The 20,543-nt window shown below is 62.6% G+C and carries 16 protein-coding genes; 7 read left to right on the top strand and 9 right to left on the bottom strand.

The window, feature by feature from the left end:
- Positions 1–97 precede the first annotated feature (97 nt).
- The 4 genes from FHT79_RS31750 to FHT79_RS31735 all read left to right on the top strand — a co-directional run bounded on the left by FHT79_RS31750 (position 98) and on the right by FHT79_RS31735 (position 2,926).
- On the top strand, positions 98–1,390 hold the full coding sequence (locus tag FHT79_RS31750; RefSeq protein WP_097596418.1) for an Hsp70 family protein: 1,293 nt from the start codon (positions 98–100) through the stop codon (positions 1,388–1,390).
- A 68-nt stretch (positions 1,391–1,458) separates the two neighbouring features.
- Positions 1,459–2,349 carry a uracil-DNA glycosylase gene (locus FHT79_RS31745; protein ID WP_097545377.1) on the top strand — a complete coding sequence of 297 codons (891 nt, stop codon included), beginning with the start codon at positions 1,459–1,461 and terminating at the stop codon, positions 2,347–2,349.
- A 132-nt stretch (positions 2,350–2,481) separates the two neighbouring features.
- Positions 2,482–2,673, top strand: a complete 192-nt coding sequence (locus tag FHT79_RS31740; RefSeq protein ID WP_047616129.1) for a hypothetical protein — start codon at positions 2,482–2,484, stop codon at positions 2,671–2,673.
- A gap of 94 nt (positions 2,674–2,767) precedes the next feature.
- On the top strand, positions 2,768–2,926 hold the full coding sequence (locus FHT79_RS31735) for a hypothetical protein (protein WP_179874729.1): 159 nt from the start codon (positions 2,768–2,770) through the stop codon (positions 2,924–2,926).
- Here FHT79_RS31735 and FHT79_RS31730 read toward each other — a convergent pair whose 3' ends face one another.
- Together FHT79_RS31730 and FHT79_RS31725 are read right to left on the bottom strand one after the other, a co-directional pair.
- Positions 2,927–3,799 (bottom strand): hypothetical protein, encoded by an 873-nt coding sequence (locus FHT79_RS31730; protein WP_097596419.1) that lies wholly within the window; start codon positions 3,797–3,799, stop codon positions 2,927–2,929.
- Positions 3,800–4,044: 245 nt separating this feature from the next.
- Positions 4,045–4,983 (bottom strand): DMT family transporter, encoded by a 939-nt coding sequence (locus FHT79_RS31725; protein ID WP_097545380.1) that lies wholly within the window; start codon positions 4,981–4,983, stop codon positions 4,045–4,047.
- A 340-nt stretch (positions 4,984–5,323) separates the two neighbouring features.
- Between FHT79_RS31725 and FHT79_RS32475 the strand changes: the two genes are divergently transcribed.
- From FHT79_RS32475 to FHT79_RS31710, 3 genes are all read left to right on the top strand, one after another.
- Positions 5,324–6,430 carry a methyl-accepting chemotaxis protein gene (locus FHT79_RS32475; protein WP_097596420.1) on the top strand — a complete coding sequence of 369 codons (1,107 nt, stop codon included), beginning with the start codon at positions 5,324–5,326 and terminating at the stop codon, positions 6,428–6,430.
- 188 nt (positions 6,431–6,618) lie between these two features.
- Complete coding sequence (pepN, locus tag FHT79_RS31715; RefSeq protein ID WP_097596421.1) at positions 6,619–9,267, top strand: aminopeptidase N; 2,649 nt, start codon at positions 6,619–6,621, stop codon at positions 9,265–9,267.
- A 192-nt stretch (positions 9,268–9,459) separates the two neighbouring features.
- Entirely contained in the window at positions 9,460–11,769 is a 2,310-nt protein-coding gene (locus tag FHT79_RS31710; protein WP_025570257.1) for an ATP-binding protein, read from the top strand.
- A gap of 25 nt (positions 11,770–11,794) precedes the next feature.
- Here FHT79_RS31710 and FHT79_RS31705 read toward each other — a convergent pair whose 3' ends face one another.
- From FHT79_RS31705 to FHT79_RS31675, 7 genes are all read right to left on the bottom strand, one after another.
- Positions 11,795–12,445: a glutathione S-transferase family protein gene (locus FHT79_RS31705; RefSeq protein WP_097596422.1), complete on the bottom strand. Its 651-nt coding sequence runs from the start codon at positions 12,443–12,445 to the stop codon at positions 11,795–11,797.
- 103 nt (positions 12,446–12,548) lie between these two features.
- Positions 12,549–15,521, bottom strand: coding sequence for a bifunctional [glutamine synthetase] adenylyltransferase/[glutamine synthetase]-adenylyl-L-tyrosine phosphorylase (locus FHT79_RS31700; protein WP_097596423.1), 2,973 nt, complete (start codon positions 15,519–15,521; stop codon positions 12,549–12,551).
- Positions 15,522–15,656: 135 nt separating this feature from the next.
- Positions 15,657–17,066, bottom strand: a complete 1,410-nt coding sequence (locus tag FHT79_RS31695) for a HAMP domain-containing sensor histidine kinase (RefSeq protein ID WP_025570251.1) — start codon at positions 17,064–17,066, stop codon at positions 15,657–15,659.
- Complete coding sequence (locus FHT79_RS31690; RefSeq protein WP_025570249.1) at positions 17,063–17,809, bottom strand: response regulator transcription factor; 747 nt, start codon at positions 17,807–17,809, stop codon at positions 17,063–17,065. The genes FHT79_RS31695 and FHT79_RS31690 overlap by 4 nt, the downstream gene beginning before the upstream one ends.
- Positions 17,810–17,884: 75 nt before the next feature.
- Entirely contained in the window at positions 17,885–19,477 is a 1,593-nt protein-coding gene (locus FHT79_RS31685; RefSeq protein ID WP_025570247.1) for a Do family serine endopeptidase, read from the bottom strand.
- Between the two features lie 213 nt (positions 19,478–19,690).
- A complete protein-coding gene (locus tag FHT79_RS31680; protein WP_183904717.1) occupies positions 19,691–20,146 on the bottom strand; it encodes a cytochrome c-type biogenesis protein in 456 nt (151 codons plus the stop codon).
- Positions 20,143–20,543 (bottom strand): cytochrome c-type biogenesis CcmF C-terminal domain-containing protein (locus FHT79_RS31675; protein WP_281414626.1); only part of this gene is annotated, 401 nt, incomplete at its 5' end. The genes FHT79_RS31675 and FHT79_RS31680, both read right to left, overlap by 4 nt.

Genomic DNA, 20,543 nt, shown 5'->3' with positions numbered 1-20,543 from the left:
TCTGTGGCATCACCCGCCCTCCTTGATCCGGGCGTTCGTTCGCCCTTGCGGAGCAAAGCTCCGTCTCCAACAACAATCGGCATGAAGAGGTGCGGGCATGGCTCAGGCGCTGGGTTTCGACTTCGGCACGACGAATACGGTTCTCGCCCTGGCAGATGGCGGGGCGACGCGCTCGATGGCGTTCACGAGCACGGAAGGCACGGCCGACAGCATGCGCACGGCGCTTTCCTTCATGAAGGATGCACAGCTCGGCGCATCAGCGCTGAAGGTGGAGGCGGGCCATGCGGCGATCCGGCAGTTCATCGACAATCCCGGCGAATGCCGCTTCCTGCAATCGATCAAGACCTTTGCGGCGAGCGCCCTGTTCCAGGGCACGCTGATCTTCGCCAAGCGGCATAATTTCGAAGATCTGATGGAGGTCTTTGTCAGGCGCCTGCGCAACTATGCCGGTGACAACTGGCCCTCTGACGTCAGCCGCATCGTCACCGGCCGGCCGGTGCATTTTGCCGGCTCCAGCCCCGATCCGGCGCTGGCGACCGAGCGCTACAACGAGGCGCTGTCGCGCTTCGGCTTTCCCGAAATCCACTATGTCTATGAGCCGGTCGCCGCCGCCTTCTACTTCGCGCAGAACCTGAAGCAGGATGCCACCGTGCTGGTCGCCGATTTCGGCGGCGGTACGACCGACTATTCGCTGATCCGCTTCGAGACCGTTGCCGGCAGGCTGACGGCAACGCCGATCGGCCATTCCGGCGTCGGCGTCGCCGGCGACCATTTCGACTACAGGATGATCGACAACATCGTCGCGCCGCTGATCGGCAAGGGCAGCCATTTCAAGAGCTTCGACAAGATTCTCGAAGTGCCGTCCAACTACTATTCCAGCTTCGGCCGCTGGAACCAGCTGTCGATCTTCAAGACCACGCGCGAATTCGAGGATCTGAAGAAGCTGGTGCGCACCAGCCTGGAACCGGAAAAGCTCGAAATCTTCATCGACCTCATCGACCATGACGAGGGTTACCCGCTCTATCAGGCGGTGTCGGCGACGAAGATGGCGCTCTCGGCCTCGGAAGAGGCGCCTTTCGATTTCGCACCGCTCGGTCGCGGCGGGCGTCGCAGCATCAAGCGCAGCGACTTCGAAGGCTGGATCGCCGAGGATCTCGCCCGCATCGAAGGTGCACTCGACGACGTGCTCGAGAAGACCGAGACGAAGCCCTCGGAGATCGACAAGGTGTTCCTGACCGGCGGTACCTCCTTCGTACCGGCGGTGCGCCGCATCTTCACCGAACGCTTCGAGCGCGACCGGATCGAAAGCGGCGGCGAGTTGTTGTCGATCGCCCATGGCCTGGCGCTGATCGGCGAACGCGACGACATCGGGCAATGGACTGTGCAATAGCGCTGACAAGGGCCTGCAATCCGTCGCCTGCCCTTTCAATGCCACTGTCTCTCCGCTAAACCTGTCGCATGATCTCCGCCAACGACCTTTCCCCCGCCGAGCTTGCGGCACTTCTGCATTTCCATGCGGATGCCGGCGTGGAATGGCTGCTGGAAGAAGAGGCGATCGACCGCTTCGCCGAGTTCGAGGCGATGAAGGCCGCCCGCCGCCCGGCGGCGACACAGGCGCAGCAGCAACAGCCGCCCGCCGGCGAACGCCAGACACCGCCGCGTCCGAATGCAGCGGCGCGCCCGGCGCCTGCCGAACGCGCAGCGTCCGGCCCGCAGCCTGCCATTCCGGATGGCGAGGCGGTGCAGCAGGCGCGTTTCGTCGCCGAAACTGCGCGATCGCTCGCGGAGCTCAAGACCGCGATCGAAGCCTTCAACGGCTGCAATCTCAAGCACAGCGCCCGCTCGACGATTTTTGCCAGCGGCGATGTCGAAAGCGGGATCATGGTGATCGGCTCGGCGCCGAGCGCCGAAGACGATCGCGAAGGTGCGCCTTTCTCGGGAAAATCCGGCCAGCTGTTCGACAAGATGCTGGCGGCGATCGGGCTGACGCGCTCGACCGTTCTGCTGACGCAGGTCATCCCCTGGCGGCCACCTGGCAATCGTGCGCCGTCGGCGGCGGAAATGGACATATGCCGCCCGTTCATCGAACGGCAGATCGCGCTTGCCGAACCCAAGGCGATCCTGCTGCTCGGCAATTTTTCGGCGCGTTTCTTCTTCGGCGAAAACGACACGATTCACGGCCTGCGCGGCCGTTGGAAGGAGATTGCGGTTGCGGACTGTGTCATTCCTGCCATAGCCAGCCTGCATCCGCAGGATCTATTAACCGCACCTGTCAACAAGCGGCTGGCCTGGAACGACCTGCTCGCCTTTCAAGCAAAGCTTAAGTCCCTCTCTTTGCTTAGAAATTAGCCAATGTTGAATATTTTATGAATCAAGCCATGCACCGTTCGCATGGCTGCATCCCGCCGTGACGCATTGCGAAATCAATGCTGCATCGCAATATGAAGATGTGTCTTGGGAGGAATCACAGGAACCAAGGCCATGAACAAGCGTTTTCGTCCTATCCATTGCGGGTTTGAAACCCTTCGCCTCGCCGGCGACCATGTTCGCTCCACTCAGGGCTACAGCCGTTACGGCTTTGCCACGAACGAACAGATGATTGCCCGCGGCACCGGCATCAACAGCCGCACGGCGCGCCCCGACGCGATTTTCTCGGACTTCCAGCAATATTGAGCGGCAGCCGCCGACAGCCGCTGCGCGTCTTCGGACGCGCAAAGGACGCTGTCGCACGTTGAATTGCTGCCCTTTCGTATCAAGAGTAACGCCAATGTCGACAATCCTGATATCGCTTTTGCGCAACATCGAAACCTTCGAGCATATCCGCGTCGCCGTCTGCGCCGCGCGGGAATATGAGCGGGAGCTTTCCGTCAATCCGGCTGATGGCGGCGAGCGTATGGGCGCAGGCGCTGCGGCGATCGTCCTCTGATCAGACGGCCATATCCTCGATCTGGGCTTTCGCCCATTCGAAAGCTTCGTCGACGTAGGCGAACTTGACCGACTGCCAGGCGCAATATTCCTCGACGAAATCCCGCGATATCCAAAGGTGCGTCTTGCGCGGCTCGTCATACCAACCGACGCAGCCGCGCTGCGCCGCCTTCGCCAGCACTCGCTGCAGATGGGTGCGCGACATCATGAAATCGGCAGCGAGCGCCCGGGTTTCGACGCGGCCGACGGAAAACCTGTCCGGCTCGCGGCTTTCTATATCCATCCGGGCGATGAAGTTGTCGACGACGAGGCCGCCGGCTTCCGTCCAAAGGAACAGTGCCACCTGCTCCGGCGGCTCGCGCCAGGCGGCATCTTCCAGGCAATGGCGGGCGATGCGCGGCTGAACGAGCCGCATCAAGGATGGGTTTGCCTGGAAAAAGACCGCCCTTTGACCGCCGTCGAGCAGGTCGAGCGCAGCGAGATTGCCGAGAATCCAGGCAAACATCGCCTGATGGCTGACATCGGCCGGCTCGAAATGACGTGGCCGCCGCCGCTCGTCGCCGGGCGTGTGGACAATGAAGCGGTAGGTAAAGAGCTCTTCGATGAAGGCCAGCACGGTGTTACGGCTCGCCACCTTGTGCCCGGTGATGCGTGCTGTCAGCCGGACGGCGGTGAAACCCGACGTCGGGTCGCGCGGATCATATTCCAGGTTGAGGGCATAGGCCGTCTGGGTCAGAAGCCAGCGCTGATGCGAGGCGAGCAGTCGCGCCAACCGCGGACCGGCATCGAACATGCCGCGCATCTGCCCAGCCAAAAAGCGGATGCTCATCAGAAAGGAAGGGTTCCCCGCCAATTGCGCCGCTGTGAATGTCATTATGCTTTTCTCCACCTCCGCTCGCAGGCCAGCGTTCGGAGCAACGACACCGAGAGCTCCTCCGGCATCAGCGGCCATTCAAACATGCACAGCTTGGAATAAATGATACTCTCTCATCTTCAACAATCACATTCCGCAGGCCGGTGGTATCCCAAGAATTCACCATTCTTTTCACGCTTTGAGAGCAAGCTTCAAGCTTGAGCAATCCCCGCGTTAAAACCTTCGATATCATGTGCTTGCGGGTGTCAGGCTTGCGGCGTCGAGGCCTTGCGCGCCTCTCTCTGTTCGATGCCGAGCTGATGCTCGCGATAGATGATGAAGATGCCGGCGCCGATGACGATCGCGGTGCCGATCAGCATGGTCACACTCGGCACATCGCCGAAGACGAAATAGGCGACGATGCCGCCGAGCAGGATCGAGGTATATTCGAACGGCGCGATGGTGGAGACGTCGGCATGGCGGTAACTTTCCGTCAGCAGGATCTGCGCGACACCGCCGCAAAAGCCGGCGGCGATCAGGTAGAGCGCCGAAGGCCACGGCAGGAGGAGCCAGCCGAAGGGAAGAGAAGCCAGCGAGAAGACCGATGCGGTGATCGAGAAATACAGCACGATCGTTGCCGTCTTCTCCTCCTCGACGAGGCGGCGCACCTGGATCATCGCCATGCCGCCGAGAACGGCCGAGAGCAGCACGCAGAGCGCGCCGACGGCCTGTTCCGCTTCCATGCCGCCGTTGCGAAACAGTGTGAGTTTCGGCCAGGAGATGATGGCGACGCCGACGATGCCGACCAGGACGGCACTCCAGCGATAGATACGCACGGTCTCGCCGAGAAAAACCGCAGCGAAGACGACGGCGACGAGCGGCAGGGCGTAGCCGAGCGCAATCGCCTCCGGCAGCGGCAGATGCAGCAGGCCATAGAAACCGAAAGCCATCGACATGATGCCGATCGTGCCGCGCTTGAGGTGACCGATCGGATTGGACGTGTAGAAGGCGGCGCGCAACTGTCCGATATAGGCGAGATAGGCCATGATCGGAAAGAGCGCGAAGAAGGACCTGCAGAAGGTGACCTGACCCGGCGGGATGTCTGAGCCGGCCAGCTTGATGAAGGTCTGCATGGCCAGGAAGACCACGACCGACGAGACTTTCAGCGCAATGCCTCTCATCGGGTTTCTGAGAACCGAGTGCATGATCCTGGCTCTTATATCGACTTAAGCGGATGGGGAGACGCGTTCGACTCGGGAACGCAATGGATGACATCTGCCATCGTAGCGAAAGAAAATCCCGATGGGCGAAAAAACCGCAAGCCACGCATGAGAATCATAAAATCGCGTTCGGCCACAGGCGCAACCGTGCCTCAACCGCGCCACCGCCCTTAAATCTTTCTGTCTTGAGCCGTTTCACCCTAAAATGTTCACCGCTGACCGCTCGGCGTTAACCAATTGAAAACCATAGGCAAGCATCGTTTGTGGCTTATCCCGAAATTTTCTTCGCCACAAACAATTGCCCGTTCCTGCCAGGATCATTTTGATGAAGCCGCTTAGCGCCGAAACCATTGCCCAGTCGCAGAATGCGACTCCGCGCTCGATGCGCGTCGTCACCGACGGCATCAGCACCGACCTCGAACGCTTCAGCGCCGACAACACGCATATCGTCAAGCAGATCAAGCTGCTGGCGATCAATGCGCTGATCGAGGCAGCAAGGGCCGGCGAGACCGGAAAGGGCTTTGCCGTCGTTGCCAACGAGGTGCAGCGGCTGGCGCAGATCGCAACCGACATTACCGGCCGGTTCGAGAGCAACGTGCTCGGCCGCATCGGCCTCAGCCGCGCCATGGCGGATTCGCTGGTCGAGGAGATGGAGGGCGTTCGCCTCACCGATCTGGCGCAGACGCTGGTGCAGCTCATCGTGCGCAATCTCTTCGAGCGCACCGCCGATGTGCGCTGGTGGGCGACGGACCCGGCGCTCTGGCAGGCGCTGCAGAACCCGGACCGGGAAATCGTCGCCTTTGCGGCGGAGCGTCTCGGCGCCATCAACCGCTTCTACACCGTCTATCTCGATCTCGTCATGACCGATCTCTCGGGCAAGGTGATCGCATCGGCCAATCCCAAGTTCCAGCGCAAGATCGCCGGCACGAGCCTGGCCGGCGATCCGTGGTTCCGCGCCGCATCGGGCTGCGCTTCCGGCGACGCCTACATTGTCGACGAGGTCAAAGCGAGCCCGCTGCACGACAACAGGCATGCGCTCGTCTATGCCACAGGCATCCGCGAAGAGGGCAAGCTCGACGGACGACTGATCGGCACGCTCGGCGTCTATTTCGACTGGCAGAACCAGGGCCAGGCGATCGTCGAGAAAGAGGCGAACCTGCCGCCGCAGTTGGCGGAAAGAACGACGGTCATGCTGCTCGACGGCAAGAGCCGGGTCATCGCCACCACCAATCCTGCCTTGCTGTTTTCCCATTTCGTGCTCGCCAACCCGTCCGGCCAGTCAAAAGGCAGCTACTACGATAATAACGGTTCGATCGTCGCCTTCGCGCGTACGCTCGGCTATGAGGATTATGACGGGCTCGGCTGGTACGGCGTCGTCGTGCAGCAGACCGAAAACGACGCGACAATCAAGGCTGCGCTCAATCTTAAGTAGAGTCCTTCCCCCTGGCGACCACGTTCATCAGCCCCAACAAGGTATTTTGCCCGCGAACTTCGCGTTTGCGGGCAATTTGCTTTAACTTTAGTTCAGACTTTAATGTAATCATGCCCGGCAAAATTTATGGCAGAGTGCGCCCGCCTCTGTATTCCGCGGTTGTCTAATAACGGTCTTCAGGAAACACCATGCGAACAGATACCGGCCAGGTCATTCATCTGGCAGATTACCGTCCCACCGACTTCGTGCTGGAACGCGTGGACCTCACTTTCGAGCTCGACCCGACGGAGACAAAGGTCGAGGCGCGACTGATCTTTCATCGTCGTCCGGGCGCCGATCTCAAAGCGCCGATCGTCCTCGACGGCGATGAGCTGGCTCTGTCGGGACTGCTGTTCGACCAGGTGGAGCTGGAGCCTTCGCGCTACGACGCAACACCGGAAAGCCTGACGGTGCGCGACCTGCCGGAGAGCGCGCCCTTCGAACTGACGATCACCACGATCATCAACCCCGAAGCCAATACCCAGTTGATGGGCCTTTACCGCACCGGCGGCATCTACTGCACGCAATGCGAGGCGGAGGGTTTCCGCCGCATCACCTATTTCCCCGACCGGCCCGACGTGCTGGCGCCGTTCACCGTCAACATCATCGCCGACAAGGACGCCAACCCGCTGCTGCTGTCGAACGGCAACTTCCTCGGCGGCGCCGGCTACGGCCCCGGCAAACATTTCGCCGCCTGGTTCGACCCGCATCCGAAGCCGAGCTATCTCTTCGCGCTCGTCGCCGGCGATCTCGGCGTCGTCGAAGACACGTTCACCACCATGTCCGGCCGCGAGGTGGTGCTAAAGATCTATGTCGAGCACGGCAAGGAGCCGCGCGCGGCCTATGCCATGGACGCGCTGAAACGCTCGATGAAGTGGGATGAAGAGCGGTTCGGACGTGAATACGACCTCGACATCTTCATGATCGTCGCCGTCTCCGACTTCAACATGGGGGCAATGGAGAACAAGGGCCTCAACGTCTTCAACGCCAAATACGTACTCGCCGATCCCGAGACCGCGACCGATGCCGACTATGCCAATATCGAGGCGATCATCGCGCATGAATATTTCCACAACTGGACCGGCAACCGCATCACCTGCCGCGACTGGTTCCAGCTGTGCCTCAAGGAAGGCCTGACGGTCTATCGCGACCACGAATTCTCGTCCGACCAGCGCTCGCGCCCGGTTAAGCGCATTGCCGAAGTGCGCCATCTGAAATCGGAGCAGTTCCCGGAAGATAGCGGCCCGCTCGCTCATCCGGTGCGGCCGACGAAATATCGCGAGATCAACAATTTCTACACGACGACCGTCTATGAAAAGGGCAGCGAAGTCACGCGCATGATCGCGACTTTGCTCGGCAAGGACGGCTTCAAGAAGGGAATGGATCTCTACTTCGACCGCCATGACGGCCAGGCAGTGACGATCGAGGATTTCGTCAAATGCTTCGAGGATGCGACCGGGCGCGACCTCACGCAATTCTCGCTCTGGTACCATCAGGCCGGCACGCCGCTCGTCACCGCATCGGGCAGCTATGATGCGGCAGCCGGCAGCTTCTCCCTGTCGCTCGAACAGATGATCCCGGCAACGCCCGGCCAGCCGAGCAAGGAGCCGATGCATATTCCGCTCAGCCTGGCGCTGTTTGGCGAAAACGGCGGCAAGATCGAACCGACCGCGGTCGACGGTGCGGAATATGCCGGCGAGGTACTGCATCTCACCGGCCGCACCCAGACGGCGGTATTCCATGGTGTTGGCTCGCGGCCGGTCGTTTCGATCAACCGCAGCTTCTCGGCGCCGATCAACCTCCATTTCGATCAGAGCCCGGCCGACCTCGCCCGTCTCGCCCGCAATGAGACCGATCATTTCGCTCGCTGGCAGGCGCTGACCGATCTGGCGCTGCCGAACCTCCTGAAAGCGGCACGCGACGCCCGCGAGGGCAAGCCAGTCGTCTGCGAGGCGACTTTCGTCGAGGCGCTGATTGCGGCAGCGGCCGACGAGAGCCTCGAACCTGCCTTCCGCGCCCAGGCGCTGGCTCTGCCGAGCGAATCCGATATCGCCCGCGAACTCGGCGGCAACAACGATCCCGATGCCATCCATGCCGGCCGGCAGGCGATCCTGAACCAGATCGCCGATGCCGGAAAGGACGTCTTTGCCGGCCTTTACGCGGCGATGACGACGTCAGGCGATTTCAGCCCGGATGCGAAAAGCGCCGGCCTGCGGGCGCTGCGCAATACCGCCCTCACCTACCTCTCGCATGCCGAACAGACTCCGGCCCGCGCCAAGGCCGCCTTCGATGCGGCCAACAACATGACCGATCTCAGCCATGCGCTGACGATCCTCGCCCATCGTTTCCCTGACAGCGCGGAGACCAGCGAGGCGCTGGCAACTTTCCGCGACCGCTTCGCGGACAATGCCCTGGTCATCGACAAATGGTTCGCGATCCAGGCCGGCATTCCTGGCGCAAAAACCCTGGAGCGGGTCCTCGCCCTGATGGACGACCCGCTGTTCAAGCGGACCAATCCGAACCGGGTGCGTTCGCTGGTCGGCACCTTCGCCTTTACCAATCCGACCGGTTTCGGCCGCGCCGACGGCGAAGGCTATCGCTTCCTCGCCGGCCAGATTCTCGATATCGACGAGCGCAACCCCCAGCTTGCCGCCCGCATTCTCACTTCGATGCGCTCCTGGCGCTCGCTGGAACCGGTGCGGGCCGATCACGCCCGATCGGCGCTGACCGAGATCGAGCAGTCGGCCGATCTTTCGACCGACGTGCGCGATATCGTCGAGCGCACGCTTAAAGGGTAGTTTTGATTCGACTGGCCGCCGACGAAAACTCGGCGGCCGGTCGCCGATCGGTTCGAATCGTCTGAAAAGCACAAAATTATAAATAGTTAACGGATTTTTACCTTTGCCTCTGGACAAGGCGAATCACCCATGATTCTCTAAGTCAGGTTCGAGCGAGCGGCGCGCGAATCACACGAGGGACAAGGCGAAGAGATGATGGACGTGCGACGGGCAACCGTGGCCGAAGGACGGCTGCGTGTCGATTTTGACGGGCTGAAAGCCTGGCGAGACAGCCTTTCAGGCCGCGCGACATCGGAACCGCTGCTTCGGCATCTGCCGAAAGCCGAGCTCGTGCTGAAGCGGGCCATTCCGGCGCTGATCGTCGCTTTCCTCTCCGTCGTCGCCGCCTCGCATTTCTTCGGCATGATGAGCGAATATGGACGGTTGGAGTCCTCGGCCCGCCATGCCACGGCCCTTTCGGCGGCAACCGCCTCTGCCGTGTTTGCCGATGCAGCCGACATCTTCGATAGCGGCGACGTCGGCCAAGCGCAGGCCCGGCTTGCCAAATTCCTGCCGCAGGACCGGCTGGACAACGGCGCCTTCGTGCTGCTCGTCCAGGCAAGCGGCAAGGTTTTTGCCTCGACCACCGCCGGGCTTTCGCATGTGGGCAGCAATGTCGGCGATTTCTTCCCCGAGGTCTCGGCGATCCGGCGTTTCGGCGATCGCGCCGGCGTCATCGAAACGACGATCGGCGGCGTGCCGCACTATGCCGAGATCACGCTGATGGGCAATGCCGGCGGCTATATCGTCGCCGCCACCTCGCTCGACGAGATCGGCCGGCTCTGGCGCGAGCAACTGGCGCTTAACGTCACGCTGTTTGCCGGCATCTCCTCGATCCTGCTGGTCATCCTCTACGCCTATTACACCCAGGTGAAGCGCGCCCGCGATGCCGACGACATCTTCCTGGAATCGAACCTGCGCGTCGAGACGGCGCTGTCGCGCGGTCGCTGCGGCCTCTGGGATTTCGATTTCGAGAATCGCGAATTCTTCTGGTCGCGTTCGATGTACGACATGCTCGGCCTGCCGGGTTCCGACAAGACGATGGGCTTCGGCGAAGCCGCGCGGCTGATGCATCCCGATGACGGCGGGCTCTACGAGATCGCCCGCGCCATCGCCAAGGGTGATTCCGGCCAGGTCGATCAGATCTTCCGCATGCGCCACGCCGGCGGCCATTATGTCTGGATGCGCGCCCGCGCCCAGGTGATCCGCAGCAATTCCGGCCGCATGCACCTGATCGGCATCGCCATGGACGTGACCGAACAGCATCGGCTCGCCCAGCGCTACGCAGAAGCCGACCAGCGCCTGGCCGACGCCATCGAATGCACCTCGGAAGCCTTCGTGCTCTGGGACAAGAACGATCGCCTCGTCATGTGCAACACGCATTTCCAGCAGGCCTATGGCCTGCCGGACAGTGTGCTGGTGCCCGGCACCGAGCGCTCGGTGGTCAATGCCGCCGCCGCCCGTCCCGTCATCGAGCGGCGGATCGCCGATGCCGACGGTTCGGGCTATTCGCGCACAACGGAAGTGCAGCTTGCCGACGAGCGCTGGCTGCAGATCAACGAGCGGCGCACCCGCGATGGCGGCAGGGTCTCGGTCGGAACCGACATCACGCTGATGAAGCGCCATCAGGAGCGGCTGCGCGAATCCGAACGCCGGCTGATGGCGACGATCGGCGATCTCTCGGCCTCGCGCCAGACGCTGGAGATCCAGAAATCCGAGCTTTCGACGGCCAACGCCAACTATCAGGCGGAGAAGGAACGCGCCGAGGCTGCCAACCAGGCGAAATCGGAATTCCTCGCCAATATGTCGCATGAGCTGCGCACGCCGCTCAACGCCATCCTCGGCTTCTCGGAAATCCTGCAGAACCAGATGTTCGGGCCGCTCGGCTCGCTGAAATACGACGAATATGCCCGCGATATCCATGACAGCGGCAAACATCTGCTCAACGTCATCAACGACATTCTCGACATGTCGAAGATCGAGGCCGGCCACCTCCGGCTGCACCGCGAGCGCATCGACCTCGTGCCGCTGATCGAGGAAAGCCTGCGCTTCACCGCCATGCCCGCGGCCGAAAAGAACATCGTCATCGAACAACGCATCTGCTCCGGCCTGACGCTGATGGCCGACCGCCGGGCAATGAAACAGGTGCTGCTCAACCTGCTCTCCAATGCGGTGAAGTTCACCGACAATGGCGGCCGCGTCGCGGTGCGCACCCGCCGCGTCGACGGCGCCGTCCTCGTCACCATCGCCGACACCGGCATCGGCATTCCCCGCTCGGCGCTGGCAAAAATCGGCCAGCCCTTCGAACAGGTGCAAAGCCAGTATGCCAAGAGCAAGGGCGGCTCCGGCCTCGGGCTCGCCATCTCCCGCTCGCTGACCTCGCTGCATGGCGGCCGCATGAAAATCCGCTCACGCGAAGCTGTGGGCACCGTGATCTCGCTGCGCATCCCCGACGATATTTAAAGGCCACGTCAAAATCCGACCGTTGTCAGCCGGAAGATGCGGCGGTGAAAACCGCCAACTGAGCGGCGAAAGCACGCTTGTATGCAGGCCGCGCTTCGCCGCGGGCGACATAGGCGGAGAGGTTCGGATGATCGTCCAATATATCCGATCCCTTCAGCCTGAGCAGCACCGTCACCATCAGAAGATCACCGGCGCTGAAGGCGCCGTCCAGCCAGTCGGCATCGCCAAGGCGACGGGAAAGATCGTCCAGCCGTTTCCGGATGCTGACCTCGAGGGCATGCAGGCGCTGCTCATACCAAGGCTCGTCGCGCTCCAGGATTCTGGCGAGAGCGCGGTCGAAGATCGGCGGCTCTATGGTGTTGAGCGCGGCAAACATCCATGCGATCGCGCGCGCCCGGGCATTCGCATCCTCCGGCAGCAGGCCCGCACGACGCTCGGCGATATGGAAGACGATTGCTCCGGACTCGAACAGCGCGAGATCGCCTTCCTCATAGGTCGGAATCTGTCCGAACGGTTGAAGTCTGAGATGCGCGGGTTCTCTCATCGCCTTGAACGAAACAAGGCGAACGTCGTAAGGCAGCCCCACTTCCTCGAGTGCCCAGCGAACGCGCATGTCACGCGCCAGCCCCTTGCCGCGATCGGGCGAGTGTTCAAAGGCGGTAATGGTAATCGTCATTGGTGTTCTCCCGAGCGTGCCTGCCTTGAAGACGACCGGCTAAGCGAGATTCCGACAGCCCATGTTCGAGATAATCCTCGCGGTCATTCCAGCTGATGTGAAATCAGGCGCTGGAATTGCCTGATTTCACGACATTCTGGAATATTTTCCGAACCGCTTTCGAAAGCCGCTTTACCTCGGCTTCCAGGGTCTTGATGTCAGGGCAGTCACCGGCGCGGCAGACGAGTTCGACGAGACCCGACGGCGCCTCCTTCGGATCGAACGAACCGTCAATGGACAGGCGGATCAGTTGCGAGAGGCCGGTATAAAGCGCGAAGGCCTCAAGGCATGTGTCGAGATCGGCTGTCGCCATCAGCCGGTCGCCGAGCACCTTCAGGGCCTCGCCGGTACTCATCCCGTTCACGGCAATGCCGACGCCCCTGGTCGGCGCAATCAGCGCCAGATATTGGGCGATGAATTCGAGATCGATGACGCCGCCGGGGATGAGCTTCAGATCCCACGGGCCGGATGGCGGCTTTTCCTTGTCGATCATTTCGCGCATCTCGGCGACGTCACGCGCCACCTTGGCAACGTCGCGATCGGTCGACAACACCTCCTGGACGATATGCTCGGCCTCGGCGATCAGGCTTTCATTGCCGCAGATCAGTCGGGCGCGGCTGAGCGCCATATGCTCCCAGGTCCATGCCTCCTCGCGCTGGTACTTGCCGAAAGCATTGATGCGGGTGGCGACCGGCCCCTTGTTGCCGGACGGACGCAGCCGCATGTCCACCTCATAGAGCACACCTTCTGCGGTGGGCGCCGAGAAGGCGGCGATCAGCCTCTGGGTGATGCGGGTGAAATAACGCGTCGCGTCGAGCGGCTTCGGTCCATCGGATTCAGAGGCCGCATCGTCGTAATCATAGAGCAGGATCAGGTCGATGTCGGAACCCGCCGTCAGCTCGAAACTGCCGAGTTTGCCCATGCCGGCGATCGCGATGCGGCCGCCGGGATAGTCGCCATGGGCGGCCCGCATTTCGCTCACCACGGCATCGAGTGCCGCCGCGATGATGAGATCGGCCAGATGGGTGAAGGCGCGTGCGGCCATCGCACCGTTGATCGCCCCGGTCAGCAGGCGGATGCCGATCAGGAAGCGCTGCTCGGCGGCGAAGATGCGCAGCCGGTCGAGCACCTCTTCATAGTGGCGCGCCTGGGCGAGCGAGCCCTTCAGCCGTTCGCCGAGATAATCGCGGGTCGGCAGTTCGGCCATCAGGCCGGGATCGAGCATGCCGTCGAAGACATGCGGCTTGGCGGCGATCACCTCGGCAAGCCGGGGGGCCGAGGACATGATGTTGACGATCAGCGACAAGAGCGCCGGATTGCTGCCGAGCAGCGAGAAAAGCTGGATGCCGGAGGGAAGGCCCGAGATGAAGCTGTCGAAGCGCAGCAGCGCCTCGTCGGCGCGCTTGCTTTCGCCGAAGACCCGCAAGAGCTCCGGTGCCAATTCCGTCAGCCTTTCGCGCGCTTCCACCGATTGCGTCGCGCGGTAGCGGCCATAATGCCAGGTGCGGATGATGCGGGAAATGTCGGACGGCCTGGTGAAACCGAGTTTCTTCAGCGTCTCCAGCGTATCGGGGTCGTCGCCCTGGCCGGTGAAGACCAGGTTGCCGGTATCGGTGGAAAGCCTGCTCTCCTGCTCGAACAGGTGGGCATAACGCCGCTCGACCGTTTTCAGCACGCCGACCAGCCGCTCGGAGAAGCTCGGCGTGTCGGTGAATCCCATCATGAAGGCGATGCGCTTCAGGTCGGCATCCGTCTCCGGCAACAGATGGGTCTGCTCGTCGCGCACCATCTGGATGCGGTGCTCGACATCGCGCAGGAACCAGTAGGCCTCCGTCAGTTCGTCACGGGTTTCCGCGTCGATCCATTTCGCCTTGGTGAGTTCACAGAGCGTTTCTTCCGTCGCCCGGCCGCGCAAGGCCGGCATGCGGCCGCCGGCGATCAGCTGCTGGGTCTGGACGAAGAATTCGATTTCGCGAATGCCGCCGCGGCCGAGCTTGACATTGTGGCCCTTGACCGCGATCGCGCCGTGGCCCTTATGCGCGTGGATTTGCCGCTTGATCGAATGGATATCGGCGATCGCCGCGTAATCGAGATATTTGCGGAAGACGAAAGGGGCGAGTCCGCGCAGGAAATCGCCGCCCGCCGCCAAGTCGCCGGCAACCGCGCGCGCCTTGATGAAGGCTGCCCGCTCCCAGTTCTGGCCCCTGCCCTCGTAATAGATCATCGCCGCATCGACCGGGATCGCCAGCGGCGTCGAGCCGGGATCGGGGCGCAGTCTGAGATCGGTGCGGAAGACGTAGCCGTCGGCCGTGCGCTCCTGCAGGATGCGCACCAGCCGGCGCATCATTCTCGGGAAGACCTCGATCGCGTCATCCGGGTCGGGTACCATGCCTGCTTCTTCGTCGAAGAAGACGACGAGGTCGATATCGGAGGAATAGTTGAGTTCGGATGCGCCGAGTTTGCCCATGCCGAGCACGATCAGCCCTGAGCCGTTGCTCGGTGCCGCCGGATCCCGCAGCCGCAGCTTCCCGCCCTCATGCGCAGCAAGCAGCAGATGGTCGATGGCAGCAGCGACCGAAGCCTCGGCAAGCTCGCTCAGCCAGGCCGTCGTCGCCCGGCCGTCGAAGATGCGCGAGAGATCGGCGAGCGCGACGAGGAAGGCCACCTTGCGCTTGATGATGCGCAGCCTGCTCATCACCACGGATTCGGCGGGTGCCGCCCCCTCGCCGTCCGGTCGCCAGCACCCCCTGGCCTCGGCGACCAGCGCCTCGATCTGCGGCTCCAGCGGCTCGGTGACGGCGCCGGCGAGGATGGCGGGGTCGAGATTGGCGATTTCGCGCAGGTAGGGCGACAGCGTCAGCACCGCCGCAATGAAATCGCGAAGCGGCCCTTCCGTCTTCAGCATCGTCGCCACCGACGGCTCGCTTTTGCCGGCCTCTTGAAGGTCGGCCAGCGCCAACTTCAATTCCGTCTGGTTCAGCGGACGCAGCAGCCCTTCGGCGACATCCTTCAGGCCATGCGTCGATTTCGTCAGCATGCGCTCTCCCTGCTTTGGCACCTCAGGAAACGACGACGCAGAATCGCAGTCCGCGCCTTCGATCGAGATTAAACTAGGGTCTTGGCCGAAAACCGCCAATACGCGATTCAACCGATCGTATTTCGGCGGAAGAGATCAGGCAGCCTTGGCCGGGAAGATCATGCTGACGGTCAATCCGCGCTGTTCGGGTTTGTCGGGATCGGTATCGGAGAGTTCCAGCCGGCCGTTGTGCAGCTCCATCACCGCTTCCACCAGCGAAAGCCCGAGGCCCGTCCCGGGTTTTGACCGGCTTTCGTCGAGGCGGACGAAGCGCTTCACCACATCGTCGCGCCGGTCGGCCGGAACGCCCGGTCCGTGGTCGGCGACCGACAGGCAGATACCATCAGGGCGGCGGGAAAGCTTCAGCGATACTTTGCCCGCGCCTTCGGTATCGGAGGAATATTTGATCGCATTGTCGAGCAGATTGAAGATCGCCTGGCCGATCAGCTCGCGATTGCCCTGCACCTCGACATCCGGTTCGATGCTGGAGCTGAGGTCAAGCCCGGCTTCTTCCGCCGCCGGTTCGTAAAGCTCGGCGCTATCGGAGACGATCGCCGAAAGCTCCACCGGCGACATCTCGGCGGCGACCGATCCGGCCTCGACGCGAGAGATCATCAACAGGGCGTTGAAGGTGCGGATCAGCTGATCCGATTCGGAAATAATCCCTTCCAGTGCTGCGCGCCGCGTCTCGCCATCGCTGATATCGAGCGCATCGGCCGCCTTGTTGCGCAGCCGCGTCAGCGGCGTCTTGAGATCGTGGGCGATGTTGTCGGACACCTGCCGCAGACCCTCGTTCAGCTTCTCGATACGCTCCAGCATGGTGTTCAAAGACATCGACAAACGGTCGAATTCATCGCCCGAGCCGCCGACGGGCAGGCGCTGCGACAGGTCGCCGGCCATGATCTTTTTGCTGGCATCCGACATGCGGTCGATGCGTTTCAGCGCGTTGCGGCCGATGGCGAACCAGATGATGATGGCGCCGAGCCCCATGATCGCCAAAGCCACCATCAGCGCCTGGCGCACCAGCAGACGGAAACGCTCGGGATCGCCGAGGTCGCGGCCGATCAGGATTCTGAGACCGTTGTCGAGCACGAAGATATTGGCGATCGCCTTGTGGCGCCGCTCGATACCGCTGTCGGTATAGCGCTGATAAATGAAGGGCGCGGAGGTCCAGCCGATTTCCTCGAAGACACCCGGCTGCACCGACGCGACGTTGCCGGCGAGAATATCGCCCGAGGGACCGGCGATGATGTAGAGATTGGCGCCCGGCTGGCGGGCGCGCCGCTCCATGGTGCGCAGGAGAAGGTTCATGCCGCCGGTGTCATAGGCGCGCTGCACCTGCTCCACCTCCTGTCGGACGGCGTCGCGGATCTGGCCGGTCAGCAGCCGTTCCGACATCGCCGTCACATAGAAGACGAGCGTCGCGGCGCAGATGGCGAAAAGCAGGATATAGAGTGCCGAAAGGCGGACTGCGGTGGACTTGAAGAGAACCCTGAAACGGCTCATCCCTCATCCTTGATCATGTACCCCGCGCCCCGGATGGTCTTCAGGAGGGGCTGGTTGTAGTCCTTCTCGATCTTCGAGCGCAGGCGCGAGACATGCACGTCGATGACGTTGGTCTGCGGGTCGAAATGGTAGTCCCAGACATTTTCGAGCAGCATGGTGCGGGTCACCACCTGGCCGGCATTCTTCATCAGATATTCGAGCAGGCGAAATTCGCGCGGCTGCAGCAGGATCTCCTTGCCGCTGCGGCGCACCTCATGGGAGAGCCGGTCGAGTTCGAGATCACCGACGCGATAGACGACGTCCTGATCCGGCGTGCCCTTGCGGCGGCCGAGCACTTCGACGCGCGCCAAAAGTTCGCTGAAGGCATAGGGCTTCGGCAGGTAGTCGTCGCCGCCGGCGCGAAGACCGGTGACGCGATCATCGACCTGACCGAGTGCAGAGAGGATGAGGACAGGCGTATGGATGGCCTTGCGGCGCAGCTCGCTGATGACGGAGAGCCCGTCGCGGCGCGGCAACATGCGGTCGATGACGATGACGTCGTAGGTATTTTCCGACCCCATGAACAGGCCGCTCTCGCCGTCGCTGGCGTGATCGGCGACGATGCCCGCCTCACGAAAGGCTTTCGTGAGGTAGACCGCGGCTTCGAGATCATCTTCGATGATGAGAATCTTCATGCGGCCGACATTACCCACCGGCTGCGTTTCGGCAAGGCTCAAAGCATTTTCCTGCGGGGCGGCGCTCATGGCGATCATCCTTCAAAGCTCAGAAGAATCGAGCCGCGCGGACTTTCGTCCGCACGGCTCTCGTTTTCTTAAGGATCAGCCCTGGCCGTTGATCGGAAGCGCAACGAAACGGCTTCCTTCACCGGACTGGATCTGGAACAGCGCACGGGTGCGGCCGTCCTTCTTGGCCTGGTTCAGCACCTTGACGATATCTTCGGGGCTGGAGACCTCCTGGTTGTTGACCGAAGTGATCTTCTCGCCTTCCTTGATGCCCTTGTCGGCAGCGTCGGAATCCGGGTCGATGCCGGTGATCGCCAGGCCCTTGCCGTCGTCGGAAGGACCGACCGTCAGGCCGAGATCGGCAAGCGCCTTCTCGGAAGCCGGTGCCTCAGGCTGCTGCGGCTGGTTGTTGTCATCGGCCGACGCATCCTTCTGATCGATCGGCAGCGTGCCGAGCTCGACGGTGAGAGACTGGGCCTTGCCGGCACGCCAGACCGAAAGCTCGACCTTGCTGCCCGGCTGCATCGCACCGATGCGGCGGCTGAGATCACGTGCATCCTTGATCGTTTCGCCATTCAGCGCAGTGACAACGTCGCCCGCCTTCATGCCGGCCTTGTCACCCGGCGATCCGGCCTGCGGGGCCACGACAAGGGCGCCGCTCGGCTCGGACAGGCCGATGGACTCGGCGATATCCTTGGTCACCGGCTGGATCTGCACGCCCAGCCAGCCGCGCGACACCTGGCCGTCCTTCATCAGATCGGCAACGACATCCTTGGCGGTCGAGGCGGGAATGGCGAAGGCGATGCCGACGCTGCCGCCCGACGGCGAGAAGATCGCGGTATTGATGCCGACGACTTCGCCGCTGAGGTTGAAGGTCGGACCGCCGGAGTTGCCACGGTTCACGGCAGCATCCACCTGCAGGTAATCGTCATAAGGGCCGGAGCCGATATCGCGGCCACGGGCCGAGACGATGCCTGCTGTGACCGTGCCGCCGAGACCAAAGGGGTTGCCGACGGCAACGACCCAGTCGCCGACGCGGACATTGTTGTCGTCGGCCCAGTTGACGTAGGTGAACTTCTTGCCCTTGCCGTCGACCTTCAGGACGGCGAGGTCGGTGCGCGGATCCTTGCCGATCAGCTTGGCATCGAGCTCGGTGCCGTCATTCATCACGGCGACGAAGGCCTGGCCATCGGACACGACGTGGTTGTTGGTGACGATATAGCCGTCTTCGGAGATGAAGAAGCCGGAGCCCTGGGCGACGGGGCGCAGACGACCCTTGCCGCCCGGACCGTTCGGGCCGCCATTCGGGCCGTTCTGGCCGAAGCGCCTGGGATGACCCTGCTGGTCATTCGGATCCTGGCCGAACTGCTTGAAGAACCGCTTCAGCGGGTGATCGTCGGGAAGGTCGTCGAAGCCGCGGCCGTTGAAATCGAAGGAGAAGCCGTCATTGTTGTCGGAGACGGGATTGACGCGGTTTTCGACCCGGACGGAAACGACAGCCGGCGAGACGGCGTCGACCACATTGGCGAAGCTCGGAACGGCAGGCGCCTGAACCTTGACAGCTTCGGCATAAGACCGGGTGATTTCGAGCGGAACGCCGGTTGCGAGCACAGCGGCTGCGATACCGGCGACGGTAGAAGCCTTGAGCACAGTGGCGAGGGACGGACGTCCGTTGAAATTCTTGAGCATTGGAGCACCTTCTCTTGTTCTTAAATCTTCAGACCGGCGACGCCGGATCAGTCGATGAATGAAGATATAGGACGCCGCACCTTACTGCGAACTGTCCGGCCAATGAAAAGTTGGTAATGTTTGTAATGTTTGCTTTTGGCCAAACGTGCCGCCAGCTTCCCGGGTAGCGCGGACGCGGCCAGATATGCTCGTCCGCCGGCTCAGCCCGGTCGGTTATTTCTTCAGAAGCTCGCTCAGCTTCGCCTGTTCGTCGGCTGTCAGCTTGCTGCCGGTCGGCTTACCGGCCCTGTTGCGCGCAAAGACCAGCAATGACAGCCCGCCGGCGATCACCAGCAGCACCGGCGCGCCCCAGAGCAGCACCGTCTTCATGCCGATACGCGGCTTCAACAGCACGAACTCGCCATAGCGCGAGACGATATAGTTCAGCACCGCCTCGTCGCTGTCGCCATCGGCGATGCGCTCGCGCACCAGCAGGCGCAGATCCTTGGCGAGATCGGCATTGGAATCGTCGATCGACTGGTTCTGGCAGACCATGCAGCGCAGTTCCGCCGACAGGGCGCGGGCGCGCGCCTCGAGCGCCGGATCGGCCAGCACCTCGTCCGGATTGACGGCAAAGGCGGGGGCCGCCATCAGCAGCAAAGCAAAAGCCAGCAAGAGACGCCGCATCATTCCGCCGGCTCCATTGCAGCAGCAGGCTTCGTGGCTTTCGCCTTCCTACGCGGGGCGCCGACGCGCAGGCGGCGGTCGGTGAGCGAGACGAGGCCGCCGAAGGCCATGATCACCGTTCCGCCCCAGATGCAGAGAATGAACGGCTTCCACCAGATGCGCACGACGATGCCGCCGTCCTTGGTGGCGTCGCCGAGCGAGACATAGAGCTGGCTGAGCCCGAAGGTCAGGATGCCGGCCTCCGTCGTCGGCATCTGCCGGGCGGTGTAAAGACGCTTGGCCGACCAGGTATCGGCCACCGCGATACCGGCGCGCCGGATGGTGAAGTGGCCGCGCTCCTCGGTATAGTTCGGCCCGGTCGCCGGCTGCATGCCGTCGAAATGCAGGCTGTAACCGCCGG

This window comes from Rhizobium sp. BK212, assembly GCF_014197475.1.
In the GTDB taxonomy this organism is placed as follows: Bacteria; Pseudomonadota; Alphaproteobacteria; order Rhizobiales; family Rhizobiaceae; genus Rhizobium; species Rhizobium anhuiense.
This window is presented reverse-complemented; position numbering and strand designations above follow the sequence as displayed.